Raw genomic sequence first — 25961 nt, forward strand, 5'->3', positions numbered from 1 at the left:
GTGCCACTCCCGCGTCGGTAGCTCAGCGGTAGAGCACTCGGTTTACACCCGAGCGGTCGGCGGTTCGAAACCGTCCCGACGCACCAGCACCCCTGCTCGTCGGCCTCGTGAGAGGCCTCTCATCGGCGGCTCACGCCTCGCTCACGGCGCCCCGTGAGTGTTCTCGTCACCGGGCCAGAAGGCCCCCGACGAGAGGAACCATGATGAGGAAGCTCCTTCCCACCGCCCTCCTGGGCGTCGCCGGCATGACGGCCGCCGGCCTGGTCGCGATGTCGACCCCGACGCTGGCGACCGCCTCGGACGAGGCCGCCAAGCGTGAGGACGACACCGCCGAGCTGGTGCTGGTCGCCGACGACGACGATGACGACACCAACGACAACGACGACGACAACGACGACACCCGCACCAACAGCCCGTCGTACACCGGCCAGAGCCGCGACACCAACGACCAGACCAACAGCCGGGTGACCGACGTCAGCCGCGACCGCGACAAGAGCCGGGGCGACAAGACCCGCGACTGGACGCGCGACGGTGGCGACAGGACCCGCGACAAGACCGCCAACAACACCAACGACCGCAGCCGCAACGACACGCGCGGCTGACGGACGCCGGACGGGACGCAGGAGCACGCAGATGGGCACGCGCGACGACGGCTGGAAGCTCGCCGAGGGCGAGGACCTGGCTCCCGGGCTGAGCGCGCTGCGCCGGCTCGGCGGCGGGTCCGCCTACGAGGCGTGGCTGTGCTTCGACGAGGTCACCTGGTCCGCGGTGGTGGTCAAGGTGCTCCGTCCCTCGCAGGTCGACGACGAGTCCTCCCGGCGCGGGCTGCGCCGGGAGGTGCTCGCCCTCCGCACGGTCAACCACCCCGTCGTGGTCCGCAGCCTCCGCGACGGCCAGGACGGCGAGCGACCGCACGTCGTCCTCGAGCACGTCGACGGGCCGCGGCTCTCCAGCCTGGTCCGGCGCCACGGCCGGCTGCAGGAGCAGCAGTACCTCCCGCTGGCGATCGACGTCGCGTCGGCACTGCACTACCTGCGCCACCTCGGCTGGACCCACCTCGACATCAAGCCCAGCAACGTGATCATGGGCGCCCCGGCCCGGCTGATCGACCTGTCGGTCGCCCGGCTCGAGGAGGACGCCCGCCGGCTGCGGCACCCGATCGGCACCGACGCCTACATGGCGCCCGAGCAGGCGGACCCGACGGGCGAGCACGCACCGTCGTACGCCGCCGACGTCTGGGGCCTCGGCGCCACGCTGTTCCACGCCGTCGCGGGGCGGCGACCCTTCGCGCACGGCGACCCCGACGCGGACGACGTACGACTCCGCTTCCCGCAGCTGGTCCAGGCGCCCGGGCCGCTGCCCGACGGCGTACCGGGTCCGGTCGCGGACGTGCTCGACGCCTGCCTGCAGCGCGACCCGGACCGTCGGCCCCTGCCGCACGAGGTCGCCGACGCGCTCGAGCCCGTGCTGGCCGGCCTGCCGCGCGGGTCGCTGGCGGCCTTCCGGGTCAGGTGAGCCGGGTCAGGTGAGCCGGTAGCCGACCCCGCGCACCGTCGCGATCGCGGTGCCACCGAGCTTCTTGCGGAGGTAGCCGACGTAGACGTCGACGACGTTGGACCCGGGGTCGAAGTCGTAGCCCCACACCAGGTCGAGCAGCTGCTCACGGGTGAGCACCTGGCCGGGGTTGAGCAGGAAGATCTCGGCGAGCGCGAACTCGCGCGCGGACAGCTCGTGCTCGCCTTGAGGTCCGGAGACGCGGCGGGTACGACGGTCCAGGCGCAGCGCACCCACCACGAGGTCGTCGCCGGTGGTCGGCCCGTCGGCCGGCGCGAGGGCGCGGAGCCGGAGCCGGACCCGCGCCATCAGCTCGGCGAACCGGAACGGCTTGGCCATGTAGTCGTCGGCGCCGTTGTCGAGCGCGGCGACCGTGTCGGTGACCGAGTCACGCGCGGTGAGCACGATGACCGGCATCCGGCTGCCCTGCGACCGGAGCTGGTCGAGCACCTCGAAGCCGTCCATGCCGGGCAGGCCGATGTCGAGCACCATGAGGTCGAAGCGACCCGAGAGCGCCTCGTCGAGGCCGCTCGGGCCGTCGACGGCGACCGTCGGCTGGTGGCCCTCGGCGCGCAGGCCCTTGGCCACGAACGAGGCGATGCGCTGCTCGTCCTCCACGATCAGGATCTGGGCCACGGGGACTCCTTGCTGGTGAGGGTGATCTCGACGTGCGCGCCCCTGGGGTGGGAGTCGGTGATGCGGACCTCGCCGCCGTGGGCGTCGACGATCGCGCGCACGATGCTGAGGCCGAGCCCGAAGCCGTCGTCGCCCGCGCGCACGTGGCTGCGGCCGAACCGCTCGAGCACGGCCTCGCGGTCCTCCGGGGCGATGCCTTCGCCGGTGTCGCGCACCCAGAGTCGTACGACGTCGCCGTCGCGGTCGGAGCCGATGGCGATCTCGGCGCCGGGGTCGGTGTGCTTCACGGCGTTGTCGGCCAGCTGGAGCAGAGCCTGGGTGATGCGCTGCTCGTCGAGCACCGCCGCGCCGGTGGCCGAGGAGTCGAGCCGCCAGTCGCGGTCACCGAGCGCCCTGGCCTTCGCGAGCACCGACTGGGTGAGGACGTCGAGGTCGACCTCGCCCTCGACGAGGAAGTCCGGCCGGCGGCTCTTGGCGAGCAGGATGAGGTCCTGCACGAGGCGCGACATCCGGTCGACCTCGTCGAGCAGCAGCTCACGGGTCTCGGCGAGCTCGGCGGCGTCGCCGGCGTCGAGCAGCTCGAGGTGGCCGCGCAGCACCGTCAGCGGTGTCTTGAGCTCGTGGCCGGCGTCGTCGAGGAACCGTCGCTGCGCTGCGAAGCCGGAGTCCAGCCGCTCGAGCATCCCGTTGAGGGTGCGGGTGAGCGCGGTGATGTCGTCGTTGCCCTGCTCGGGGATGCGGCGCGAGAGGTCGGTCGCGGTGATCTCGCGCGCCGTCGACTCCAGGGTGCGCAGCGGCGCGAGCAGGCGTCCGGACTGGAAGGCGGCGATGGTCGTGATGAGACCGAGCGAGAGGAGCGCGACGAGGGCGTAGGTCCGCAGGGTCCCGTCGAGCTCGTCGTGCTCGTCGGCGAGGAAGTTCACGATGACCAGCGCGCCCCGGCCCTGGGTGTTCAGCACCGGCACCACCGTCACCCAGGTCTCCCCGAACGAGGCGGACTCGATGATCCGGGTGCCGCCGGAGCGGGCAAGGTCCCGGACGGCCGCGTCGAAGGCCGGCTCGTCGAGCACCTCCTGGCCGTAGCGGTTGCGGGTGCGCTCGGGGATCTCGCCGCGGACGTAGCCGACGAGCATCTCGTCGTCGTCGGGGACGTTGCGGGTGAGGAAGACGTTGAGCAGGCTCCCGACGTCGTCGAAGCGACGACCGGTGTAGGGGTCGATCTGTCCCTGCAGCTCGCGGAACTCCGCGATCTCCTGGGCGATCTGGGCGTTGACCTGGCGCTCGATGCGGGCGGACTCGAGGGCGTAGACCAGCCCGCCGGCCCCGGTCATCGCGGCCGCCGTGAGCACGGCGATGACGACGGTGATCCGGGTGCGGACGGAGACCTGGGCGAGACGGCGGCCGGCACGGTCAGTCGTCGTCCTGCTCCGTCTCGGTGTCATCGTCCTCGCGGTCGTCGTCGGGGTCGTCGTCCCACTCGTCGTCGTCATCCTCCCCGATGGGGGTCGGTTGTGGCGTCACGACCTCGGCGGGCTCGTTCCTCGACGGCTCGGGCCTGACCGGCTCCGGTGTCGGGTCCGGCGTACCGGTGGGCGCGTCGCGCAGGATGACCGGGCTGTGGTCGGCGGGCCGGGGTCCCGTCGGGCTCGCCACCGTCGTGGCGACGTACGCCGTCACGGGGACGACGACGGCCACCAGGAGGAGTCCCTTGGTCAGCGGTCCCATGCCCCGATGCTCGGAGCAGATCGTGGCGCCGGCATGAGACCCGGATGAGAGGCCTCTCATCGACCCGCTCGTCCGGCCTCTCGTCCAGCCGCGTGACGCGTGCCACAGTTGCCCCCATGATCGTCCCCTTCAGCGTCACCGACTTCATCGAGCGCGCAGCGGTCGTCTACGGCGAGCGCGACGGCATCGTCGACGAGCCGGACCAGCCGGCCGACTCGCTCGGCACCCTCACCTACGCCGAGGCCCACGCCCTCGCGCGCCGGCAGTCGGCCAGGCTCGACGAGCTCGGCATCGAGGTCGGCGACCGCGTGGCGATCGTCAGCCACAACTCGGCGCGCCTGCTCACGTCGTTCTTCGGCGTCAGCGGCTCGGGGCGGGTGCTGGTGCCGATCAACTTCCGGCTGCGCCCCGACGAGATCTCCTACATCGTCGCGCACTCGGGAGCACGGGTGCTCTACGTCGATCCCGAGCTCGTCGACTCGTTGAAGGACATCGACGTCGAGCACAGGTTCGTGATCGGCGACGACGACTCGATGTTCGCCGCACCCGGCGTCGAGCCGCGTGCGTGGGAGCCCGACGAGAACGCGACGGCGACGATCAACTACACCTCGGGCACGACCGCGCGTCCCAAGGGCGTGCAGCTCACGCACCGCAACCTCTGGACCAACGCGGTGACCTTCGGCCTCCACGCCGGCGTCACCGACCGCGACGTCTACCTCCACACCTTGCCGATGTTCCACGCCAACGGCTGGGGGATGCCGTTCGCGATGACCGGGCTCGGCGTCCCGCAGGTGGTGCTCCGCAAGGTCGACGGCGCGGAGATCCTGCGCCGCGTCGAGCAGTACGGCGTCACCGTGATGTGTGCGGCCCCGGCCGTCGCCGCGGCGGTGCTGGAGGCGGCCCAGGACTGGGACGGCGAGATCCCCGGCCGCGACCGGGTGCGGATCATCATGGCTGGCGCCCCACCGCCGACGAAGACGGTGGTGCGCGTCGAGGAGGAGCTCGGCTGGGAGTTCGTCCAGATCTACGGCCTCACCGAGACCTCGCCGCTGCTGACGGTCAACCGGTCGCGGTCCGAGTGGGACGACCTGTCGGCCGAGGAGCGCGCGCACAAGCTCGTGCGGGCCGGCGCACCGGCCATCGGCGTACGGCTCCGGGTGGACGACTCGGAGGAGGGGGCGGGCGAGGTCCTGGCGCGGTCCAACGTGATCCTCGAGGGCTACTGGGAGCGTCCCGACGAGACCGGTGCCGCGCTGCGCGACGGCTGGTTCCACACCGGCGACGGCGGCGTGATCGGCGAGGACGGCTACCTGTCGATCAGCGACCGCAAGAAGGACGTGATCATCACCGGCGGCGAGAACGTGTCCTCGATCGAGGTCGAGGACGTGCTGTTCTCGCATCCGGCGGTCTCGGAGGTCGCGGTCATCGGGGTGCCGAGCGAGAAGTGGGGCGAGACCATCAAGGCGCTCGTCGTGCTCGCGGACGGCGCGGACGCCACGGACATGGAGGCCGAGCTGATCGCCTGGTGCAAGGACAAGGCCGCCGGCTACAAGGCGCCGACGTCGATCGAGTTCCGCGACGAGCTGGCCCGCACCGCGACCGGCAAGCTGCAGAAGTTCAAGCTGCGCCAGCCCTACTGGGAGGGGCAGGAGCGCCAGGTCAACTAGCCGGTCAGCCCGCCCCACGGTCCGGCTAGCCTTCGCGCATGCCCTCGCTCGCCGACGTCGTCGACCTGCTGCACTCCTGGTACCCACCGTCCACCGCCGACTCGTGGGACGCCGTCGGGCTGGTCGCGGGCGACCCCACCGCAGCGGTGACGAAGGTGCTGTTCGCCGTCGACCCGACGATCGACGTCGCGCGCGAGGCCGTGGAGTGGGGCGCCGACCTGCTCGTCGTCCACCACCCGCTCCTGCTCTCGCCGGTGAGCTCGGTGGCGGCGACGACGCCGAAGGGGCGCACGCTGCACCACCTCACGTCCCACGGCTGCGCACTCCTCACCGCGCACACCAACGCCGACCAGGCCGTCTCCGGGGTGTCGGAGTCACTGGCGCTCGCACTCGGGCTCACCGACCTGTCACCGATCCGGCCGGCACCGGCGGCTCCGCTCGACAAGGTCGTCGTCCTCGTCCCGGTCGACGCGGCCGAGGCGGTGCGCACCGCGCTGCACGAGGCGGGCGCCGGTCGCATCGGCGACTACGACTCCGCCTCCTGGTCGACGGCCGGCGAGGGTCGCTTCCGCCCGCTCGACGGCGCCACGCCGGCGGTCGGCTCGGTCGGGGAGCTGGAGGTGGTCGACGAGACGCGCATCGAGGTGGTGGCGCCGCGTGGTCGTCGTACGGCACTCGTGCGGGCGTTGCTGGCCGCCCACCCCTACGAGGAGCCGGCCTTCGACGTCATCCCGCTCGCCGACCCCGGCCTGGCCGCCACGGGCACCGGCAGGGTCGGGACGGTCGAGGCGACGACGCTGGACCGGTTCGCGGCGAAGGTGGCACGTTCGCTGCCGAGCACGGCCCACGGCGTCCGCGTCGCGGGCGACCCGACACGGCCGGTGCGCAGGGTCGCGGTGTGCGGCGGTGCGGGCGACTTCCTGCTCGACGAGCTGGCCGGCAGCGACGTCGACGTCTACGTCACCAGCGACCTGCGCCATCACCGGGCGGGGGAGTTCCTCGAGCACGACGGCCCGGCGCTCGTCGACGTCGCGCACTGGGCGGCGGAGTGGACCTGGCTCCCGGCGGTGGAGGCTCGGCTGCGCGCGGCGGTGGGCGATAGGGTCGAGACCCGGGTCAGCACGCTGTGCACCGATCCGTGGACGTTCCGCCACTAGCCCCACCCCTGATCCAGCCAGCCCCGAAGCAGGAGAGCCGTTGAAGGCCGATCCCACCCACCAGCTCAAGCTCCTCGACGTCGCCGAGCTCGACTCGCGTGCCGCGCAGCTGCGCCACCAGCGGGCGCACCTGCCCGAGCTGGCCGAGATCGCCACCCTCGAGGCCGAGCGCACCGAGCTGACCGACAAGGTCCGCGACGCACGCATCGTCGTCGACGACCTCACGGTGGAGCAGGTGAAGGCCGACCGCGAGGTCGAGCAGGTCAAGACGCGTCGCGAGCGCGACCGCAACCGCATGGACACCGGCCAGATCACGAACCCGAAGGACCTCGAGCGGATGCAGCACGAGCTGGTCTCGCTCGAGCGGCGGATCGCCTCGCTGGAGGACTCCGAGCTCGAGGTGATGGAGTCGCTGGAGGAGGCCCAGCAGGTGCTCGACGGCCTCGGGATCCGAGCCGACGACATCGACGCGAGGCTCGGTGAGCTGGTCACCGCGCGCGACGAGAAGCGGGTGACCCTCGACTCCCAGCTCGACGAGGTCGGCGCCGCCCGCGGTCCGGCGGTCGAGGGCGTGCCCGACGACCTGATGGCGCTCTACGAGCGGCTGCGCGAGCAGAAGGGCATCGGCGCCGCGCTGCTGAGGGGTCGCCAGTGCGGCGGCTGCAACATGACGCTCGACCCGTCGGAGATCTCGCGGATCCGGTCGACGCCGGCCGACGACGTCGTCCGGTGCGAGGAGTGCCAGCGCATCCTGGTGCGCACCGACGAGTCGGGTCTCTGAGCGGCTCCCTGACCTGATGGCCGGGCGCTTCCTCGACGCGGAGCTGATGGCCGCACGCGGCCGTACGTCGCTGCGCGCCCGGGTCGCCCGGCTGCGGTCGAAGGGCTGGGTCATCGGGCAGTGCGCGATCGCCGCGGGTGTCGCGTGGTGGCTGGCGGCCGACGTGTTCCAGCACCGGCTGCCGTTCTTCGCCCCGATCGCGGCCGTGGTCTCGCTCGGGATGTCCTACGGACAGCGGCAGCGTCGCGTCGCGGAGGTCACTGTCGGCGTCGCGCTGGGCGTCTTCCTGGGCGACGCCACCACCCACGTGATCGGGTCGGGCGGCTTCCAGATCATGCTGATCGTGGCCGCCGGGATGTCGATCGCGTTGCTGCTCGACGCCGGCCAGCTGCTGATCATCCAGTCGGCGGTGCAGGGCATCGTCGTCGCGGCGCTCGCTCCCGCCCCGGGTGCGGCCTTCCTGCGCTGGACCGACGCGCTCATCGGCGGTGCGGTCGCGCTGGTCGCGGCCACCGTGGTGCCACGCGCCCCGCTGCGCAAGCCACGCGACCAGGCCGCGGTCGTCGTGCGCAAGATCGCCGAGCTGCTCCGGTGCTCGGCCGACCGGCTCGCCGACGGTGACGTCGAGCAGTCGCTGGCCGTGCTGCGCGACGCCCGGTCGACCGACGCGCTGATCGGCGAGCTCCGGGCGGCCTCGGAGGAGGGCATCTCGGTGGTGCAGTCCTCACCCTTTCGGAGACGGCACGGCGAGCACCAGCGCCAGCTCGCCGAGCTCGTGGAGCCGCTCGACGTGGCGCTGCGCAACACGCGCGTGATCGTGCGCCGGGTGACGGTGGCGGTCTACCGCCGCGAGCCGGTGCCGTCGTCGTACTCCGCCCTGATGCGCGAGCTCGCCGACCTCTCCGACCGCGTCGCCGACGAGCTCGTCGCCGACCGGATGGCGGGCGCGGTCATCGACGACCTCATCGCCCTCGGCCGCGCCACGGCCACCGTCGAGCACAGCGCCGACCTCTCGGCGGAGGTGATCCTGGCCCAGGTGCGCTCGATCATCGCCGACCTGCTCGCGCTGTGCGGGATGGACCCCCTCGAGGCGACGGACGTGATCCCGCTCCGCTAGCCGGTGTGGACCTCGGTCACGACCACGTCGAGCTGGGTGCCCTTCGGCGTCGGATCGCCGATCTCGACGGTCCAGCCGAGGCGGGTGAGGGCATCCGCGAGCGCCGCGGGCGTGCGCGGGTCGGCGCCGTCCTCGAGCAGGGCGCGGACGATGCGGCCCTTGGTCGCCTTGTTGAAGTGGCTCACGACGGTCCGCCTGCCACCCGACTCGTGGAGCACGCGGACCGTCGCGACGCGACGCGCGAGGTCCTTCGTGGGGCGCCAGAAGGCGGCGTACGTGCTGGAGCGCAGGTCGACGAGCAGCCCGGTGCCCATGCCGTCGGTGACCGCCTCGCCGAGGACCTCGCGCCAGGCGCCGGCGACCGAGCCGACGCCGGGGAGGGTCGCGTCGCCGGAGAGGCGGTAGGCGGGGATCCGGTCGCCGGGTCGCACGATGCCGAACAGCGAGCTGGTCACGGCGAGGCGCGACGTCGCGCGGCGGCGGGCCGCCGGGGAGAGGGTCGCGAGGCCGAGGGCGTCGTAGAGCACGCCGGTGTAGATCGCGTCGGCGCGCGCGGTGGGTGCGGTGCCGAGCACGGCGTTGCGGTCGACCAGGTCGCGCTGGGCGGGGCCGAGGCCCAGGACGCTCGCCGCCCGGTCCGGGTCGTCGCGGCAGAGCGTGGTGAGCGCGTCGAGGAGCCTCTCGCGCGTCGGGGTGAGGGCGGGGAAGGAGAGCGACTCGAGGTCGAGGGACTTGCCCCGCCGGGCGGCGGTCTTGCCCTCGCTGGGCGGTAGCAGGATCAGCACGCGCGCAAGCGTAGGCAGCGGACGGTGTGGCGATATGGCTAGGGTCGGCCTCATGCCCAGCAACCGTGTGGTGAAGGTCCGTTCGACGGGTGACAGCGTCACCGCGCAGGAGATGCGCGATGGCATCACTGCGATCCAGCAGGAGATGAAGGTGACCGCGGCCTTCCCCGACGCGGTCGAGCGTGCGGCCGCCGAGGCGGCGGAGCACCCGCGACTCCCCGAGCTGGACCGCACCGACATCGAGCTGGTCACGATCGACCCCGAGTCCGCGCGCGACCTCGACCAGGCGATGCACATCGAGCGCAACGGCGACGGCTACGTCGTCCACTACGCGATCGCCGACGTGGCGGCGTTCGTGACGCCCGGCGACCCGGTCGACGTGGAGGCCAACCGCCGCGGCGAGACCCTCTACGGCGCGAGCTCGAAGATCCCGCTCCACCCCACGGTGCTCAGCGAGGGCGCCGCGTCGCTGCTGCCCGACGAGGTGCGCCCGGCCCTCCTCTGGACGATCCAGGTCGACGACACCGGGGAGGGCGTCGACGTACAGGTCGAGCGGGCGCTGGTGCGGTCGCGCGCCAAGCTCTCCTACGAGCAGGTGCAGGCCGACATCGACGCCGGCACCGCCTCGCCCCTGATGGAGCTGCTCAAGGAGGTGGGCGAGCTGCGACTGGCGCGAGAGGCGGCGCGCGGCGGGGTGTCGCTCCCGCTGCCCGAGCAGGAGCTCGTCGAGACCGGCGACGGCCACTGGGAGCTGGAGTTCCGCGAGCTGCTGCCCGCGGAGACCTGGAACGCGCAGATCTCGCTGCTCACCGGGATGGCGGCGGCCGGGCTGATGGTCTACGCCCGCACCGGCATCCTCCGCACGCTCCCGCCGGCCGACCCGCGCGACGTGCAGCGCCTGCACCGCACGGCGCGGGCGCTCGGGATCGAGTGGCCCGCCGAGCAGCTCTACCCCGACTTCGTCCGCACGCTCGACCCGTCGAGGCCGACCCACGCGGCGATGATCGTCGCGTGCACGCGGCTCCTCCGCGGCGCGGGCTACGTGACCTTCAACGGCGAGCTGCCGGCGTACTCCCAGCACTCCGGGCTCGCCTCCGAGTACGCCCACGTCACCGCCCCGCTCCGCCGCCTCGCCGACCGCTACGCCGGCGAGATCTGCCTCGCGCTGTGTGCCGGGACCGAGGTGCCCGAGTGGGTGCTCTCCGCGATGACCGAGCTCCCCGACACCATGTCGAGCTCGAGCAGGCGCGCCCACCAGTACGAGAACGCGATCGTGGACCTGTGCGAGGCCGAGCTGCTCCATGACCGCGTGGGGGAGACCTTCGACGCCGTGGTCGTGGACATCGAGGAGAAGGATCCCACCAAGGGCGACATCACCATCCAGGACCCCGCCATCGAGGCCGCGGTCACCGGCAGCTCGGACCTCCCGCTCGGCGAGGAGGTCTCCGTCGAGCTGGTCTCCGCCGACCCGACCACGCGCAAGGTGGTCTTCCGCCTGGCCTGAGCCGGGCCTCGGGGGTGCTAGCACCAACGGACAACTGGCACGTCGCCCGCGAGCGTCCCTAACGTCGGGTCCACGGACGACGCCGATCGCCAGGAGCCCGGATGCCACCCACGACCAGGTCGACGCGCGCCACCGGTGCGAGGCGCGACCTCCCGGAGGGTGCGGCATGAGCGCGCTCGCGGTCCCGATGCCGGACGAGCCGCCTGTCCTGGCGGCCGGTGAGGAGATCGCGACCGGCTACACGGTGATCGGCCACCTCTCGCGAGGCAGTGCGGTCGACGTCTACGAGGTGTGGTCGGAGGAGCGCCTGTGCAGCTGCGTGGCCAAGACCATCCGCCCGGACCGGGTGGACGTCGCACGCGTGCGCTACCGGCTGCTGCAGGAGGGGTGGCTCCTCAAGGTGCTCGCCCACCCGCACCTGCCGCGCGCCTTCGAGACCGTCGAGGGAGCGAGCCCGGTCGTCATCCTCGAGACCGACGTCGGGCCGACGCTCGCGGAGCTGGTCAGCGAGCGTCGGCGACCGGTCGAGGACCTGGGCCATCTCGGGAGCCAGCTCGCCTCCGCGGTCGGATACCTCCACGGACAGGGCTACCTCCACCTCGACATCCACCCCGGCAACGTCATGGTGCACGGCACCCGGGTGACCCTCGTCGACCTCAGCATCGCCCGGCCACCAGGACGGGTGCACCGTGGACTGGGCACCCCGGCCTACCTGGCTCCCGAGCAGGCCCGCGGTGCGATGGTCACCGCCGCCACCGACGTGTGGGGGCTGGGCGCGACGCTCTACGAGGTCGCGACGGGGGTGGCGCCGTTCGCGCCCCTCGACGAGTCCGAGCGCGTGGCACTCGACGCAGGCACCTTCCTCCAGCTGCAGCGACCTGCCCCGCAGGTCAGCCGCCTGCGGACGCACGTGCCCGCGCCGTTCGCCGACCTGGTGACGGCGTGCCTGGCTCCGGACCCCGCCGACCGGCCGGTCGTGAGGGACGTCCTCGACCGGCTCGACGGGCTCAGGCGCCGAGGTCGACGGGCTTGAGGGGAGTGGGTCGGCCTGTAGGCCGGGTTCTGTCCTGGCTGGACCGGAGTCCAGCGCAGGGGCGACCATCCATCTGCGACGACCGTTGCCGGCCGCCTGGTGCGATCTACCCGGATGCTCGGGCGGGCAGCCCTCAGGCACATCCTGTCTGATCTTGCTCCGGGTGGGGTTTGCCTAGCTGCGCCGGTCGCCCGGCGCACTGGTGGTCTCTTGCACCACCGTTTCACCCTTACCAGCACCCGGAGGTGCTGGCGGTCTGTTCTCTGTGGCACTGATCCCGCGGGTTTCCCCGGGTGGCTGTTGGCCACCACCCTGCCCTGTGGAGCCCGGACCTTCCTCGACCCGCTGTCCCGGACGAACCGGGAGCACCGGGCCGCGGCCGCCCGGCCGACCCACTCGGGGGTGAGTCTAGGGCCGGGGACTCCTCAGTACGACTCCGACGAGGAGTGGTGGAAGGAGTCGGCGTCGACCGGGTGGTCGGCGAGCTCGGGGCGGGGCGGTGTGAGCGTGGCGTAGCCGCCCGCGTCGAGCACACGCTGGATCCTCCCGGTGGTCTGCTCGCGCGCCTCGTCCAGCTGCGTGTCGCGGTTGTCGAGGATCCGGCTCCGCACGCTGTGCAGCAGCCCGACCGCCGTGGGAGCAGATGAGATCGGCAGGTCGACGGTCTCGGTGTCGGGCAGCTGGTCGACCACCAGCCCGAGGATCGAGGAGATGCCTGCGGCGATGCCGCCCAGCACGGCTCCGCCCGGCACGAGCGACACGAGCGAGAAGATGCTCGACGACGCAGGCGCTGCGATGCGGAGGACGTCGAGCGTGGTCTGGGTCTGCCGGTTCGCCCGCTCCTGGAGCTGCAGGTCGAGTCGCCGGGCCGTCTCGACCAGCAGGTGGACGACGCTGGTGCGAGCGGTGCAGACGGCGACGACCGCGCCCGCCGATGCCACCCCGATCGTGGCGGCGAGCTCGGCCTGCAGCTCGCGCGAGGTGCTGAGGCCCCCGCTGAGCTCGACGAAGCCGTCCTTGGCGTCGCCGTACCAGTGGCTCAGGGAGGCGTTGAGGCTCGCGAGGTCGGTGTCGACGGACCCGCCCAGCAGGTCGCCGATGCTGCCCAGCGTGACCGCGGCGGCCGCGAGGGCGTCGGGGTCGGGCGTGACGAGGGACTGCAGCCCGGGCACGAAGTCGGCGACCTGCGCCGACCCCCACGCCCGGGAGGTCGCGACCAGGTCGTCGAGCTCGCGCCGGACGTCGGCGGCCCGGTCACCGCTCCCGCCGAGGCTGATGACCGGTCGGACGAACGTGTGCGCGTAGGGGTGGGTCCACCCGAGCGTCACGGTGTACGTCGCCGTCGCGTCGCCCTGCCCCAGGACCAGGTCCGGGCCGAAGTGCTCGATCGCGGCATCGACGAAGTGCAGCTCCACCAGCAGGTCCCCGACGCGCTGCAGCAGTCGGGGCAGGTCGTCCCAGTCGGCCGACTTCATCCGTCGTGCGGGGCTCACGACCGGTCACCGCCCGGCACCGGAGGATCGGGGACGACCACGGGCGGCGTGGCGAATTCGTCGGCGTCGTCGAGCCGCAGGTGGTCGAACTGGGCCTGCGCGGCCGCGTCGGTGGCGGCGTAGTCCTGGGCGATCTGGACCAGGGCGGTGCCGGTGTCGCGCAGGCTCGTCGTGGTGTCGCCGAGTGCCCGCTGGAGGTCGACCCCCAGGTCCACCATGTCGGAGACGAGCCGGTCACCCGCGCCACCGAGGCGGCCGGCGTTCGCCCGGACCTGCGCGTCGGCCACGTCCGCGTCGGTCGCGAACTCCCACCAACGGAGCGACAGCGCGGGGAAGTCGACCCACCCCGTCCGCAGCAGCTCGTAGAGGTCGGCGCCGAAGTCGCTGCCCTGACCGACGTCCCCCGGGTCGCTCATCGTGTGTGCCCCATGCAGACACGATGTCCGCGCCGCGCGCGGTCGAACCTCCCCGGAACCGGGGGCAGCGGGGGTCAGGCGATGCGCGTGACGTCGACCCGCACGAACATCGAGGAGGTCTCGGCGCCGGAGTAGATGCCGTGCAGGGGGCGTACGTCGAGGTAGTCGCGGCCGGTCGCGACCACGACCCAGCGGTCGCCCGGCTCCAGGTCGTTGGTCGGGTCGAAGCCGTGCCAGCCGTCGTCCCACCACTCGACCCAGGCGTGCGACTCGCCCTGGACGGTCTCGCCGATCCTGGCATCGGCCTGCGGGTGGAGGTAGCCCGAGACGTAGCGGGCCGGGATGCCGATCGAGCGCAGGCAGCCGAGCACGAGGTGGGCCATGTCCTGGCACACGCCGGCGCGCTGGGTCCACGCCTCGGTGGCGGGGGAGGCGGCGTCGGTCGAGCCGGGGACGTAGGACACCTCGGCGTGGACCAGCGAGCAGATCTCGCGTGCGGCCTCGCCGGGCGTGCCGGCCGTCGACGCGATCTCGAGCGCCCTCGCGGCGAGGTCGTCGGGCGGGGCGACGAGGACCGGCAGGTCGAGGTACTCCGTCCAGCGGTCGGCCACGGCCGGCCCGGCGAGGTCCTCCCAGGCCAGCGCCGGCAGCGACGCGGGTGGCCGGTCGGTGTGGACGGTCGACACGGCCGTCACGGTCATCGACTCGTGCGGGTCGAGCACCTCGAAGGACGTGACGTCGTTGCCGAAGTAGTCGCGGTAGTCGTAGGTCCACGGCGTCGGGGAGACGCCGAGCCGTGTGTGCACGACGATCTGGCCCGGCCCGGTCTGGGGCGTCATCCGTGCCTGGTTGTACGACGCCAGAGCGAGGCCGTCGTACTCGAAGCCGGTCGTGTGGACGATGCGCAGCTGCATCAGGTCCGACCTCCCATCCAGTGCGTGCCTTCGGATCCGGCGAAGTAGCGGTGCGCGATGGCCTCGGTGGCCCGCGCACAGGTGACCTGCAGCCGCTCCATCTCCGCCGGCAGGTCGGCGATCACGTCGGCGAGCGGGCGGTACTCCAGCTCGGCGCGGGTGCGGCCGATGAGCCGGTGCGCGTCGTTCTGGAAGCCGACCCGCTGCCCGGACTCGAGGTTGTCGAGGCACTGCTCGGCGCGCGAGAGGGCGAAGACGACCGAGCGGGGGAAGAGCCGGTCGAGCAGCAGGAACTCCGCCGCGCCGCGCTCGGTCTCGAGCCCCTTGTAGGTGCGGAGGAACGCCTCGTGCCCGCCGCAGGCGCGCAGCGTGTTGGACCACGGCGAGCCGACCCCGCCCGCGAGCGAGGCGGTGGCGACGAGACGCGAGGTCATGTCGGCGCGCTCGATCATCCGGCCGAGGACGAGGAACTGCCACCCCTCGTCGCGCGTCATGGACGCGTCGGCGGCGCCGTTGATCAGGGCGGCCCGGTCACGCACCCAGCGGAAGCTCGCGCCCTGGCCCATCCGGCCGAACTGCCCGGACGTGACCGTGCGGAAGGTGGTGTTCAGCGCCTCCCACATGTTCACCGAGAGGGTCTCGCGCGCCCGCCGGGCGCTCTCGCGCGCGGCGGCCAGCACGGCGGCGATCGAGTCCGGTGCGGTGGGGTCGTAGGCCAGCAGGCCGAGGACCAGGTCGAGGCCGACCTCGCTGTCGGTGGGCGGGTCGACACCCATGACCGACAGCAGGTTGCGGCACGTCGTCTCCTCGTCGCCGGAGTCCTCCAGCAGGAGCGTGGTCTGCACGTCGAGGATGCGGGCGGTGTCCTCGGCGCGCTCGACGTAGCGGCCGATCCAGAACATCGACTCGGCGATGCGGCTCAGCATCCGGCACCGTCCTCCCCGGCGGTGTCCGTGTCGGACGCGTGCGGATGGCGGACCTGGTGCTGCTGCTGTTGCTGCTGCTGGCCCTCCACGGTGGCGGCTGCCTCGTCCATGGCGGGGCCGGGGCTCGGGGTCGGGCCGACCGGGACCGGTGCCGGCGCCTCCACCCGCGGGACGGGCGTCGGCGCGGTGCCGGCGAGCACCCACGTGTCCTTGGAGCCGCCGCCGCGGGAGGAGTTCACGATCAGCTGGCCCTCCTCGAGCGCGACCCGGGTGAGGCCGCCGGGCAGCACCCACACGCGCTGGCCGTCGTTGACGGCGAAGGGCCGCAGGTCCACGTGGCGTGCGGCCATCGTGCCGTCGACGTAGGTCGGCACCGTGGAGAGCTGGACGACCGGCTGCGCGATCCACGCGCGCGGGTCCTGCATGACCCGCTGCCGCAGCTCGTCGAGCTCGGTCCTGGTGGCCGCGGGGCCGATCACGATGCCCTTGCCGCCGGAGCCGTCGACGGGCTTGATCACGAGCTCGTCGAGGCGGTCCATGACCTCCTCGCGAGCATCGGCGTCGCCGAGCCGCCACGTGTCGACGTTGCGGAGCCGGGGCTCCTCGCCGAGGTAGTAGCGGATGATGTCGGGGAGGTAGGTGTAGACGAGCTTGTCGTCGGCCACGCCGTTGCCGACCGCGTTGGCGAGCGTCACCTGACCGCTGCGCGCGGCGTCGATGAGGCCGGGGCAGCCGAGCAGCGAGTCACCGCGGAAGTGCACCGGGTCGAGGAACTCGTCGTCCACGCGGCGGTAGATCACGTGCACCGGCTCGAGCCCGTGCGTCGTACGCATCATGACGCGCCCGCGACGGCACTGCAGGTCGCGGCCCTCGACGAGCTCGACGCCCATCGTGCGGGCCAGCAGGGCGTGCTCGAAGTAGGCGCCGTTGTAGACGCCCGGGGTCAGCACGACCACCGTCGGGTCGGTGACGCCGGCGGGCGCGGCGGCGCGCAGCGCGGCCAGCAGCCGCTGCGGATAGCTCGCGACCGGACGGATCCGGTGGTGGGAGAACGCCTCGGGCAGCGCCGCCGCGATGGAGCGGCGGTTGGTCATCACGTAGGACACTCCCGACGGCACCCGGACGTTGTCCTCGAGCACGCGGAAGTTGCCCTCGTCGTCGCGGATCAGGTCGATGCCGGAGACGTGGACGCGTACGCCGTTGGGCGGGCGCACGCCGCCGGCCTCGCGGTGGAAGTGGGAGGAGGTGGCCACGACGCGGCGCGGGATCACGCCGTCCTCGAACACCTGGCCGGCGTCGTAGACGTCGGCCAGGAAGGCCTCGAGCGCCTTCACGCGCTGCTGCACGCCGGCGTCGACCTCCTGCCAGGTCTCCATCTCGATCACGCGCGGCACGATGTCGAGCGGGAAGGCCCGCTCCTCCCCGCCGATGTCGAAGGTGACGCCCTGGTCGAGGTACGCCGTCCGCAGCGCCTCGACGCGCGAGGCGACGTCGTCGGGGTCGAGGTCGTTGAAGGAGCGACTCAACGTGAGGTAGGGATCCCGGGGAGCACCGGCCTCGAACATCTCGTCATAGGCCCGACCCGTGGCGTAGTCGTCGAACAGGCGCGGCATGCGTCGACCCTAGTGGGAACGCGTGACGGACGTGTTGCACGAGCGTCACGTGTGTTTCAAGAACGTGTCAGGCCGCGATCAGGGGTGGGTGAGCACCTCGGCGCCGGTCGCGGTGACCAGCAGCGTGTGCTCGAACTGGGCCGTGCGGCGACGGTCCTTGGTGACCACGGTCCAGCCGTCGTCCCACATGTCGTAGTCGGCCATGCCGAGGGTGAGCATCGGCTCGATCGTGAAGGTCATCCCGACGCGGATCTCGTCGTCGTACCTCGGGTCGTCGTAGTGGGGGATGATCAGCCCGGAGTGGAACGCGGTGCCGATGCCGTGCCCGGTGAAGTCGCGCACGACGCCGTAGTCGAACCGCTTCGCGTAGGCCTCGATCACCCGGCCGATGATGTTGACCCGGCGCCCCGGCTGGACGGCCTTGATCGCCCGGTCGAGCGACTCCTTCGTCCGCTCCACCAGCAGCCGCGACTCCTCGTCGACCTCGCCGGCGAGGAAGGTGGCGTTGGTGTCGCCGTGCACCCCGTCGAGGAAGGCGGTGATGTCGATGTTGACGATGTCGCCGTCCTCGACGACCCGCGAGTCGGGGATGCCGTGGCAGATCACCTCGTTGACGCTGGAGCACAGCGACTTGGGGAAGCCGCGGTAGCCGAGCGTCGAGGGGTAGGCGCCGTGGTCGCAGAGGAACTCGTGGCCGATCCGGTCGAGCTCGTCGGTGGTCACGCCCGGCACGACGTGCTGCCCGACCAGCTCGCGGGCCTGGGCGGCCAGGCGTCCGGCGACCCGCATGCGGGCGATCGTGTCGGCGTCCTTGACCTCCTCGCCGGTGAAGCGCTGCGGCGCCGGCTGGTCGACGTACTCGGGGCGCGCGATGGCGGCGGGGACGGGACGACGGGCGGACACCTCTGCGGGTGCTACGGCAGACACGCCGGGAAGTGTAGTTTCGCCCCATGAGCAACGGCGAGAGCGAACGCTGGTGGTTCAACCTGAAGACCCACGAGGTCGAGCCTGACGACGGGGCCAGGAACGCCGACCGGCTGGGTCCCTACGACACCAGGGAAGAGGCGGCGCGGGCCCTCGACAAGGTCGCCGAGCGCAACGAGGCCTGGGACAACGACCCGGACTGGAACGACGACAAGCTCGAGGACTGAGCCGTCGGTCAGAACGTGTGCTCCGGCCCGGGGAACGTGCCGCCGCGCACGTCGTCGGCGTAGGCCCGGGCCGCGTCGAGCAGGATCTGGTGCACGTCGGCGTACTGCTTGACGAAGCGCGCCATCTTGCCGGTGCGCAGCCCGAAGGCGTCCTGCCACACCAGCACCTGGCCGTCGCAGCCGGCTCCGGCGCCGATGCCGATGGTGGGGATGGTCAGCTCCTTGCTGATCTGCTCGGCGACGTCGCCGGGCACCATCTCCATCACGACGGCGAACGCGCCCGCCTCCTGCACCGCGCGGGCGTCGTCGAGGACGCGGTCGCTCGCGTCGCCGCGGCCCTGCACGCGGTAGCCGCCGAGGGTGTGCTCGGACTGCGGGGTGAACCCGATGTGCGCCATCACGGGGATGCCGCCCTGGGTGCACTTCCGGATGACCGGCGCCATCTCGGCGCCGCCCTCGAGCTTCACGCAGTGCGCGCCGGCCTCCTTCATGAAGCGGACGGCGGTGAGGTAGCCCTGCTCGGGGGAGGCCTGGTAGCTGCCGAAGGGCAGGTCGCCGACGACCATCGCGCGCCTGGTCGAGCGGCTGACGGCGCGGGTGAGGGGGAGCAGCTCGTCGACCGTGATCGGCAGCGAGGTCTCGTTGCCCAGGACGTTGTTGGAGGCGGAGTCGCCCACGAGGAGAAGGTCGATGCCGGCCTCGTCGAAGGTGGCCGCGGTGTACATGTCGTAGGCCGTGAGCATCGTGATCTTCTCGCCGCGCTCCTTCATCTCCCGGAGGTGATGGGTGCGGACCCGCTTCACGGGCGCCGACGTCCCGGCGGCCGCCGAACCCGGGCCGGAGCCGTAGGGCGCAGTCTCTTCGGTGGGTGCAGACATGGGTCACTCCTCGTCATCTCGCGGCTCCCTGATGGAGTCCACGGACCACGATCAGGCTAGTGCTGACCGACGGGTAGGCGTCCTGTGTCGATCGTCACGCCTCAGCGCGGGGAGACCCGGAGCACCCGGTCGTCGCTGCCGTTGTCGGTCGTGACGAGGAGGTCGCCGTTGCGCGCGGCGGTGATCGAGCGCAGCCGTCCGAAGCCGGTCAGCTCCTCGGGCCGGGTGACCTGCGCGAGGGCGCCGTCGTCGGTGAACGCCAGGAAGATCACCTCGGAGGCCTTGAGCGCCGCGACGGCGAGCGTGCCGTCGAGGTCGCCCCACTGCCTGCCGCTGACCCAGGCCCCGCCGGATGTCGCGAGGGTCGACTCGCCGGACGACCACCTCGCGTCCTGCTGCTCGCCCGGGAGCGCCTGGTCGGTCATCGGGACCGACTCGTCGTAGCCCGGCACGGGGTTCCAGCCGTAGTCGCCGCCGGGGACGAGCAGGTTGACCTCGTCGTCGCGGTAGCTCCCCTGCTCCACGGACCACAGCGTGCCGTCGGCGCGCTGGGCGAGGCCCTGGACGTTGCGGTGGCCGTAGGTCCAGACGTAGCGGCGGTTGCCGGTGCCACCGGCGAACGGGTTGTCCGGCATCGGCGCGCCGGTGCGCCGGTCGATCCGGAGCGTCTTCCCGCCGAGGGAGTCGAGGTCGCGGGGGTTGGTGCCGACGGCCGCGTCGCCGGTGCCGATGACCAGGCCGGGTCCCTGCCGCTGGAGCAGAAGCCGGCACCCGCCGTGGCGGCCACTGGTCGAGGGCAGTCCGGTGATCATCGTCCTGCGGCCCGAGAGCCTCTTCCACTTCCGGTCGACGCGCCAGCGGGTCACCTGGACGTGGTTCCCGCCCTTCGAGCTGCCGTGGCAGGCGTACACCCGGCGGTGGGCCGCGTCGACGGCGAGCGACATCAGGCCGGTCTCGCCGGAGACCCAGACCAGCTTCGACAGGTCGGCGAGGGTGCGGCGCCTGCCGTTGCGTACGACGCTGATGCGGGCGCGGTCGCGCTCGGAGACGAGCAACCGGCCGCCCGGCGCCTGCTGGACGTCCCACGGGTTCGCGAGGCCCTTCGCGACGGTGCGCACCTCCAGTGCGGGAGCGCGTTCGGCGCGGGGCGCCGGCTCGGCCGGTGCGCCGACGGACGGCGGCAACCCGGCGAGCAGGCTGCCGGCGAGGGCGGCCGTCGCGACGGAGGCGGTCAGGGACAGCGAGGTGGTGCGGAGGCGGGGGCGCACGCTCGCGACGCTAGCCGAGGGGCAGGTCGTGCGCCACCATCGTGCTGCGCCGGGTGGTGGCGTAGCCCAGCCGCGTGTTGAGGCCGCGCATCGCGTCGTTGCCGTCCTGGGTCCAGGTGTAGATCTCGGTGACGCCGTGCGCGGCCGCCCACGCGAGGGTGTGCTGCTTGAGGTGGACCGCGAGCCCGTGGCCGCGCCAGTCCCGGCGTACGGCCGTCAGCGCGTTCTCGGCCCGGTGCGGCACGTCGGTGTCGCGGATCAGGCCGGCGCAGCCGACGACCTCGCCGTCGTGCACGGCGAGGAACATCGGGTCGCCGAGCCAGCTCGTGGCCCACCGGTCCGGGGTCACCTCGATCGAGGTCGAGAAGGCGAAGTCGCTGACCGCCTCCGTGCCCAGGCCGTCGTACGCCGTCGCCCACAGGCCCGGGCGGTCGGACTCGAGGACCACCTCGACGCCGTCGGGCGCCTCGCCGACCGTCGGGGGCGTGGTGAGGGTGAAGGTCTGCTCCACTTCGTGGTCGGTGTCCTCGAAGCCGTGGGCGTGGGCGAAGGCGAGCGACCCGTCGTCGTCGACGGTGGCCCGGACGCGCGGCAGGTCGAGCCTCGCGAGATGATCGGCGAGGTGGTGGAGCAGGGCCGTCCCGACGCCCCGCCGGCGGTGCTCGGGCAGCACCCGTGGCGCGAGCGAGCCCATCGCCGCGGCGTCGGAGCGGTCGGCGAAGCCCAGGCCGACGACGACGCCCCCTTCGCGCGCCAGCACCAGCAGCCGCGTCGGGCTCGCGTCCTGCTCCTTCAGCTCCTCGACCGAGTCGCAGCGCTCGTAGGGGAGCACAGCGATCCGGACCTGGCGCCAGGCCTCGTAGTCCGCGTCGGAGGTGCAGGGCGTGATCTCGACTCCCGGTGAAGTGGGCATGGAGGCACGGTGTCGTCATCTGCCGGGGTAGTCCAGTGGGTTTCGGTCGTGATTGCGGGCCCGACCCAGCCACTTCGCGCTGGACCACGCCGGGGAGGGACGGGCCGTTCCCTAGAGTGAGCGCGTGGACTTCTACTCCGCCTACGCGCAGGGCTTCGCCCGGATCGCGGCCGTCACGCTGCCGGTGCACATCGCCGACCCGATGGCCAATGCCGCCGCCGTCATCGAGCAGGCGCGCGCCTGCCACGACGACGGCGTCGCGGTCGCGGTGTTCCCCGAGCTGGGGCTGACCGGCTACTCGGTCGACGACCTGTTCCTCCAGGACACGCTGCTGGCGTCGGTCGAGGAGGCGATCGCGGAGATCGTGGCGGCGAGCGCCGACCTGATGACCGCGCTGGTCGTCGGTGCGCCGGTCGTGCAGGGCAACCGGGTCTTCAACTGCGCGGTCGTCGTGCACCGCGGCTCGATCCTCGGCGTCGCGCCGAAGTCGTACCTCCCCAACTACCGCGAGTTCTACGAGCGCCGCTGGTTCGCGCCGGGCGACGACCGCGAGCTGGAGTGGGTGACCGTCGCCGGGCAGGACGTCCGCTTCGGGCCCGACCTGATCTTCCGCTGCCTCGACGTCCCCGGCCTCGACCTCCACGTCGAGGTCTGCGAGGACATGTGGGTGCCGGTCCCGCCGAGCGCCGAGGCTGCCCTGGCCGGGGCGACCGTTCTCGCCAACCTCAGTGGCTCGCCGATCACCGTCGCGCGCGCCGAGGACCGTCGGCTGCTCGTCCGCAGCGCCAGCGCGCGGTGCGCGGCGGCGTACGTCTATGCGGCCGCGGGCCAGGGCGAGTCGACCACCGACCTCAGCTGGGACGGCCAGACGCTGGTCTACGAGTGCGGCGACCTGCTCGGCGAGGGCGAGCGGTTCCCCGACGGGCCCCGGCGCACGGTCGTCGACGTCGACCTCGACCGGCTGCGGCAGGAGCGGATCCGGCAGGGCTCGTTCGACGACAACCGCCGCACCCACCACGAGCGGGTGCACCGCTTCCGCACCGTCGAGTGGGAGCTCGAGCCGCCGGCCGGCGACATCGGGCTGCTGCGCAAGGTCGACCGCTACCCGTTCGTGCCCGACGACCCCGCGCGGCTCGAGCTCGACTGCTACGAGGCCTACAACATCCAGGTCTCCGGCCTCGAGCGCCGGATCTCCTCGATCGGCTCGCCGAAGGCCGTCATCGGCGTCAGCGGCGGCCTCGACTCCACGCACGCGCTGATCGTCGCGTGCAAGGCGATGGACCGGCTGGGCCGCCCGCGCAGCGACGTGCTGGCGTTCACGATGCCCGGCTTCGCGACCGGCGCGACCTCGAAGTCGTACGCCACCCGCCTCTCGCAGGCGCTCGGGGTCACGTTCGCCGAGCTCGACATCCGCCCCGCCGCGGAGCAGATGCTGAAGGACATGGGCCACCCCTACGCGCAGGGGGAGAAGGTCTACGACGTCACCTTCGAGAACGTGCAGGCCGGCCTGCGCTACGACTACCTCTTCCGGCTCGCCAACCAGCGCGGCGGCATCGTCGTCGGCACCGGCGACCTGTCCGAGCTCGCGCTCGGGTGGTGCACCTACGGCGTCGGCGACCAGATGTCGCACTACAACGTCAACGCGGGCGTGCCGAAGACGCTCGTGCAGCACCTCATCCGCTGGGTGATCAGCCACGGCGAGTTCTCCGAGGAGGTCGGCGAGGTGCTCGGCGAGATCCTCCAGCAGGAGATCACCCCCGAGCTCATCCCGACCGAGGAGGGCGTCAAGCCGCAGGCCACCGAGGACTCGGTCGGCCCCTATAACCTCCAGGACTTCACGCTCGCGCACGTCGTGCGCCACGGCTACCGGCCGCGCAAGATCGCCTTCCTCGCGTGGCACGCGTGGAAGGACGTCGAGGCAGGGGAGTGGCCGCCCGGCTTCCCGGCCGACGCGCGGGTGGCGTACTCGCTCGCCGACATCCGCAGCTGGCTCGAGGTCTTCGTCAAGCGGTTCTTCGCCAACCAGTTCAAGCGCTCCGCCCTGCCCAACGGCCCCAAGGTGAGCGCGAGCGGGACGATGAGCCCGCGCGGCGACTGGCGGATGCCGAGCGACGCCAGGGGCACCGCCTGGCTCGCCGAGATCGAGCGGGACGTGCCGCAGGCCTGATGCCTTAACGCGCCCTTAGCCACGGGCTGGAGCGGGGTTAGCCACGCTCCGACGAACCTTCTGGTCATGACGCCGCACCCGGCGTCGGACACCGAGGAGGAATCGTGAAGAAGGCAGTCATCGGCGGAGTCGCCGCGGCGGCGGTCGTCATCGGAGCAGGCAGCTGGTGGGCGATCGACAGCCAGGTCGAGGCCCAGACCACGGAGCGCGGCACCTGCGGCGGCGCGACGTGGGAGCTCAGCGCCGAGGGCGAGGACGGCGGCACCGAGGTCAGCGCCGAGCTGCAGTCGAGCGGCCCGGGCGAGGAGTGGCAGGTCGAGCTGACCCGCGACGACACCTCGCTGCTGACCGGCGCCCGCACGACCGACGAGGACGGCGAGATCGACGTCGACGCCTACAGCTCCGGCAACCCCGGCGACGCGACGTACGCCGTCACCTTCACGCCCACCGACGGCGAGCCCTGCACGGCCACCCTCGGCTCCTGAACCACCCGCGCCATCCCCGCCCCATCCCTGCCCCATCCCCGTAGCAGCACCCACAGAGGAGATCCCCATGAAGAAGCTCATCGCCACCACCACCCTCGTCGCCACCGCCGCGGCCGGCACCGCCGTCCTGGTGGCCGCGCCGGCCAGCGCGGACGTCGAGAAGCGCGGCACCTGCGCCGGCGCGACGTTCGAGCTCAACGTCGACCGTGAGCGCGGCGGCTACGACGTCGACGCCGACATCGAGGGCGCCCGCGCCTACAGCGAGTGGACGGTCGCCGTGCGCCACAACGGCAAGGTCGCCGTCTCGCGCACGATCACCGCCGACGACGAGGGCGAGCTCGACCTCGACACCTTCCGCAAGAACGCCCGCGGCAAGGACACCTTCAAGCTCACCGTCACCCCGGCCGGCGCCGGCGCGTGCTCGGTGAAGGTCACCGTGGCCTGAGCCACCCCTCCGCACGGGCAGGAGCCCGGGTCAGGCCGTCCGCAACGTGACGGCGACCCGGGCTCCTCCCATGTCCGAGGCACCCGTGGTCACCTCCCCGCCCGCGTCCTGCGCGGTGCGTGCGGCGATCGAGAGCCCGAGGCCGGTCGAGCCGGCACCGCTCTCCCCGCGGCCGGTCGCGTCCAGCCCGGCGGGCAGGCCGGGGCCGGCGTCCTCGACGACGAGGTCCACCCGGTCCGCGGACGCGCCCAGCGTGATGCGCACGGCGGCGTCGTCGGGCGTGTGCGAGAAGACGTTGTCCAGGAGGACGTCCACCATCGCCTCGAGGTCGGCGCTGCTCGCCCGCAGCAGCGGCCCGGAGGTCGCGAGGTCGACCTCGTAGGTCCGTCCCTGGTCCTCGGCGAGCGCCTCCCAGTGGCGTACCCGCTCGGCGATGACGGCCACCGCGTCGGTGCGGGGGTCGAGCCCCTCGCGCTCGGAGCGACGCGCCTCGCGGACGATCTCGTCGACGGTCGCCTGGAGGTGGTCGAGGTCGCCCGCGAGCCGCTCGCGCAGGTCGTCGTCCTCGACCGTCTCGACCCGCAGCCGCAGGGCGGTCACGGGGGTCCGGAGGCGGTGGGAGAGGTCCGCCACGCTCTCGCGCTCGCGGGCCAGGAGCAGCTGGATGCGACCGACGAGGCGGTCGATGGCGCCGCCGAGCTCCTGCACCTCGGCGGGGCCGTGGACCGCGGCGACCGGCTCGATGGTGCCGGTGCTGCCCAGGGACTGGGTGTGCTCGGCCAGCTGGCGGATCGGCTGCACGAACGAGCGTCCGAGACGGTCGACCACCACGAGCGAGCCGGCGAGCAGGGCGAGCGCGAGGAGGGCGAGCAGGCCCCACGCGGCGCCCACGACCGAGTCGAGGCCGGGCTCGTCGACGACCACCCGGATGACCGGCGTCTGCGACGGCAGGCCGGAGTTGCCGCCGCGGGAGACCGGGACGAGGATCTGCGACCCGCCCCCCACGTCGTCGACGCGGGCGCGGCCCGTGTTGCGGGCATCGAGGACCCGCCAGTCCTCGCCCTCGTCGGGGCCCACCCCGATGCCGTCGGGGAAGAGCACGGTGACCTGGGTGTGGCCGTCCTCGTCGTTGAGCTTGTCGACGTACTGCGCCACCGACCCCTTGTCGTCCGAGCGCGAGACGACCGTCTCGACCGCCTGCACCTCGAGCGCGGCCCGGGCCAGCCGGTCCTCCAGCGCATAGCTGCGGACCAGGACGGCCATCGGCACGAGCATGGCCAGCAGCACCATCGAGATCGCCGCCGCGGCCGTGACCAGGAGGCTGCGACGCACC

26 protein-coding genes, 1 tRNA gene and 1 other RNA gene are annotated in these 25961 nt (G+C 72.5%); 13 read left to right on the top strand and 15 right to left on the bottom strand.

Going from position 1 to position 25961, the window contains the following annotated elements:
* Positions 1–11: 11 nt before the first annotated feature.
* The 3 genes from EUA93_RS20805 (at position 12) to EUA93_RS20815 (ending at position 1515) form a co-directional block, all read left to right on the top strand.
* Positions 12–86 (top strand) — tRNA-Val (locus EUA93_RS20805).
* A gap of 114 nt (positions 87–200) precedes the next feature.
* Positions 201–602 carry a hypothetical protein gene (locus EUA93_RS20810; RefSeq protein ID WP_129402270.1) on the top strand — a complete coding sequence of 134 codons (402 nt, stop codon included), beginning with the start codon at positions 201–203 and terminating at the stop codon, positions 600–602.
* A 31-nt stretch (positions 603–633) separates the two neighbouring features.
* Positions 634–1515 (top strand): serine/threonine-protein kinase, encoded by an 882-nt coding sequence (locus EUA93_RS20815; RefSeq protein WP_129402271.1) that lies wholly within the window; start codon positions 634–636, stop codon positions 1513–1515.
* A 6-nt stretch (positions 1516–1521) separates the two neighbouring features.
* Here EUA93_RS20815 and EUA93_RS20820 read toward each other — a convergent pair whose 3' ends face one another.
* From EUA93_RS20820 to EUA93_RS20830, 3 genes are read right to left on the bottom strand one after another with little or no spacing between them, the layout of a single operon-like run.
* Positions 1522–2190 (bottom strand): response regulator transcription factor, encoded by a 669-nt coding sequence (locus EUA93_RS20820; RefSeq protein WP_129402272.1) that lies wholly within the window; start codon positions 2188–2190, stop codon positions 1522–1524.
* A complete protein-coding gene (locus EUA93_RS20825) occupies positions 2175–3632 on the bottom strand; it encodes a sensor histidine kinase (RefSeq protein ID WP_165355255.1) in 1458 nt (485 codons plus the stop codon). The genes EUA93_RS20820 and EUA93_RS20825 overlap by 16 nt, the downstream gene beginning before the upstream one ends.
* On the bottom strand, positions 3601–3915 hold the full coding sequence (locus tag EUA93_RS20830; RefSeq protein ID WP_129402274.1) for a hypothetical protein: 315 nt from the start codon (positions 3913–3915) through the stop codon (positions 3601–3603). Before EUA93_RS20830 ends, EUA93_RS20825 begins: the two co-directional genes overlap by 32 nt.
* Positions 3916–4031: 116 nt before the next feature.
* Between EUA93_RS20830 and EUA93_RS20835 the strand changes: the two genes are divergently transcribed.
* Genes EUA93_RS20835 through EUA93_RS20850 form a run of 4 tightly spaced genes read left to right on the top strand, consistent with a single transcriptional unit; the run spans position 4032 to position 8637 of the window.
* Positions 4032–5582 carry an AMP-binding protein gene (locus tag EUA93_RS20835; RefSeq protein WP_129402275.1) on the top strand — a complete coding sequence of 517 codons (1551 nt, stop codon included), beginning with the start codon at positions 4032–4034 and terminating at the stop codon, positions 5580–5582.
* Between the two features lie 38 nt (positions 5583–5620).
* Entirely contained in the window at positions 5621–6739 is a 1119-nt protein-coding gene (locus EUA93_RS20840) for a Nif3-like dinuclear metal center hexameric protein (RefSeq protein ID WP_129402276.1), read from the top strand.
* A 40-nt stretch (positions 6740–6779) separates the two neighbouring features.
* A complete protein-coding gene (locus EUA93_RS20845; protein ID WP_129402277.1) occupies positions 6780–7520 on the top strand; it encodes a zinc ribbon domain-containing protein in 741 nt (246 codons plus the stop codon).
* A gap of 16 nt (positions 7521–7536) precedes the next feature.
* Entirely contained in the window at positions 7537–8637 is a 1101-nt protein-coding gene (locus EUA93_RS20850; RefSeq protein ID WP_242497561.1) for an FUSC family protein, read from the top strand.
* Here the strand turns inward: EUA93_RS20850 and yaaA are convergent.
* On the bottom strand, positions 8634–9422 hold the full coding sequence (gene yaaA, locus EUA93_RS20855) for a peroxide stress protein YaaA (protein ID WP_129402278.1): 789 nt from the start codon (positions 9420–9422) through the stop codon (positions 8634–8636). The two genes, EUA93_RS20850 and yaaA, sit on opposite strands and share 4 nt — an antisense overlap.
* Before the next feature lie 52 nt (positions 9423–9474).
* On the opposite strand from yaaA, the gene EUA93_RS20860 reads away from it, so the two are divergent.
* Both EUA93_RS20860 and EUA93_RS20865 read left to right on the top strand, forming a co-directional pair.
* Positions 9475–10926, top strand: coding sequence for an RNB domain-containing ribonuclease (locus EUA93_RS20860; RefSeq protein ID WP_129402279.1), 1452 nt, complete (start codon positions 9475–9477; stop codon positions 10924–10926).
* 166 nt (positions 10927–11092) lie between these two features.
* Positions 11093–11959: a serine/threonine-protein kinase gene (locus EUA93_RS20865; protein WP_129402280.1), complete on the top strand. Its 867-nt coding sequence runs from the start codon at positions 11093–11095 to the stop codon at positions 11957–11959.
* Between the two features lie 2 nt (positions 11960–11961).
* Here the strand turns inward: EUA93_RS20865 and rnpB are convergent.
* The 7 genes from rnpB to map all read right to left on the bottom strand — a co-directional run bounded on the left by rnpB (position 11962) and on the right by map (position 18248).
* Positions 11962–12354: RNase P RNA component class A (rnpB, locus tag EUA93_RS20870), an RNA gene on the bottom strand.
* 30 nt (positions 12355–12384) lie between these two features.
* The gene (locus tag EUA93_RS20875) at positions 12385–13452 is read right to left on the bottom strand and encodes a hypothetical protein (RefSeq protein ID WP_129402281.1); all 1068 of its coding nucleotides are present in this window, start codon (positions 13450–13452) and stop codon (positions 12385–12387) included.
* Positions 13449–13868 (bottom strand): hypothetical protein, encoded by a 420-nt coding sequence (locus tag EUA93_RS20880; RefSeq protein WP_129402282.1) that lies wholly within the window; start codon positions 13866–13868, stop codon positions 13449–13451. The genes EUA93_RS20875 and EUA93_RS20880 overlap by 4 nt, the downstream gene beginning before the upstream one ends.
* A 74-nt stretch (positions 13869–13942) precedes the next feature.
* Positions 13943–14782 (bottom strand): transglutaminase family protein, encoded by an 840-nt coding sequence (locus tag EUA93_RS20885; RefSeq protein ID WP_207208885.1) that lies wholly within the window; start codon positions 14780–14782, stop codon positions 13943–13945.
* Positions 14782–15708: an alpha-E domain-containing protein gene (locus tag EUA93_RS20890; protein WP_129402283.1), complete on the bottom strand. Its 927-nt coding sequence runs from the start codon at positions 15706–15708 to the stop codon at positions 14782–14784. The genes EUA93_RS20885 and EUA93_RS20890 overlap by 1 nt, the downstream gene beginning before the upstream one ends.
* Positions 15702–17321, bottom strand: a complete 1620-nt coding sequence (locus EUA93_RS20895) for a circularly permuted type 2 ATP-grasp protein (protein WP_129402284.1) — start codon at positions 17319–17321, stop codon at positions 15702–15704. Before EUA93_RS20895 ends, EUA93_RS20890 begins: the two co-directional genes overlap by 7 nt.
* A 78-nt stretch (positions 17322–17399) precedes the next feature.
* Positions 17400–18248, bottom strand: a complete 849-nt coding sequence (gene map / locus EUA93_RS20900; protein WP_129402285.1) for a type I methionyl aminopeptidase — start codon at positions 18246–18248, stop codon at positions 17400–17402.
* A gap of 23 nt (positions 18249–18271) precedes the next feature.
* Here map and EUA93_RS20905 point away from each other — a divergent pair, with 23 nt between their 5' ends.
* Positions 18272–18472 carry a hypothetical protein gene (locus EUA93_RS20905; RefSeq protein WP_129402286.1) on the top strand — a complete coding sequence of 67 codons (201 nt, stop codon included), beginning with the start codon at positions 18272–18274 and terminating at the stop codon, positions 18470–18472.
* Positions 18473–18480: 8 nt separating this feature from the next.
* Here EUA93_RS20905 and panB read toward each other — a convergent pair whose 3' ends face one another.
* The 3 genes from panB to EUA93_RS20920 form a co-directional block, all read right to left on the bottom strand.
* Positions 18481–19350: a 3-methyl-2-oxobutanoate hydroxymethyltransferase gene (gene panB / locus EUA93_RS20910; RefSeq protein ID WP_129402287.1), complete on the bottom strand. Its 870-nt coding sequence runs from the start codon at positions 19348–19350 to the stop codon at positions 18481–18483.
* Positions 19351–19451: 101 nt separating this feature from the next.
* On the bottom strand, positions 19452–20618 hold the full coding sequence (locus EUA93_RS20915; RefSeq protein ID WP_207208886.1) for a PQQ-dependent sugar dehydrogenase: 1167 nt from the start codon (positions 20616–20618) through the stop codon (positions 19452–19454).
* A gap of 10 nt (positions 20619–20628) precedes the next feature.
* Positions 20629–21531: a GNAT family N-acetyltransferase gene (locus tag EUA93_RS20920; RefSeq protein ID WP_129402288.1), complete on the bottom strand. Its 903-nt coding sequence runs from the start codon at positions 21529–21531 to the stop codon at positions 20629–20631.
* 124 nt (positions 21532–21655) lie between these two features.
* On the opposite strand from EUA93_RS20920, the gene EUA93_RS20925 reads away from it, so the two are divergent.
* From EUA93_RS20925 to EUA93_RS20935, 3 genes are all read left to right on the top strand, one after another.
* Entirely contained in the window at positions 21656–23698 is a 2043-nt protein-coding gene (locus EUA93_RS20925; protein WP_129402289.1) for an NAD(+) synthase, read from the top strand.
* 104 nt (positions 23699–23802) lie between these two features.
* Positions 23803–24183, top strand: coding sequence for a hypothetical protein (locus EUA93_RS20930; protein WP_129402290.1), 381 nt, complete (start codon positions 23803–23805; stop codon positions 24181–24183).
* Positions 24184–24250: 67 nt separating this feature from the next.
* Positions 24251–24628 (top strand): hypothetical protein, encoded by a 378-nt coding sequence (locus EUA93_RS20935; protein ID WP_129402291.1) that lies wholly within the window; start codon positions 24251–24253, stop codon positions 24626–24628.
* A gap of 30 nt (positions 24629–24658) precedes the next feature.
* Here the strand turns inward: EUA93_RS20935 and EUA93_RS20940 are convergent, their stop codons facing one another.
* Positions 24659–25960, bottom strand: coding sequence for a sensor histidine kinase (locus EUA93_RS20940; RefSeq protein ID WP_129402292.1), 1302 nt, complete (start codon positions 25958–25960; stop codon positions 24659–24661).
* Between the last annotated feature and the right edge of the window lies 1 nt (position 25961).

The sequence above is a fragment of the Nocardioides oleivorans genome (genome assembly GCF_004137255.1).
GTDB classification, from domain to species: Bacteria; Actinomycetota; Actinomycetes; order Propionibacteriales; family Nocardioidaceae; genus Nocardioides; species Nocardioides oleivorans.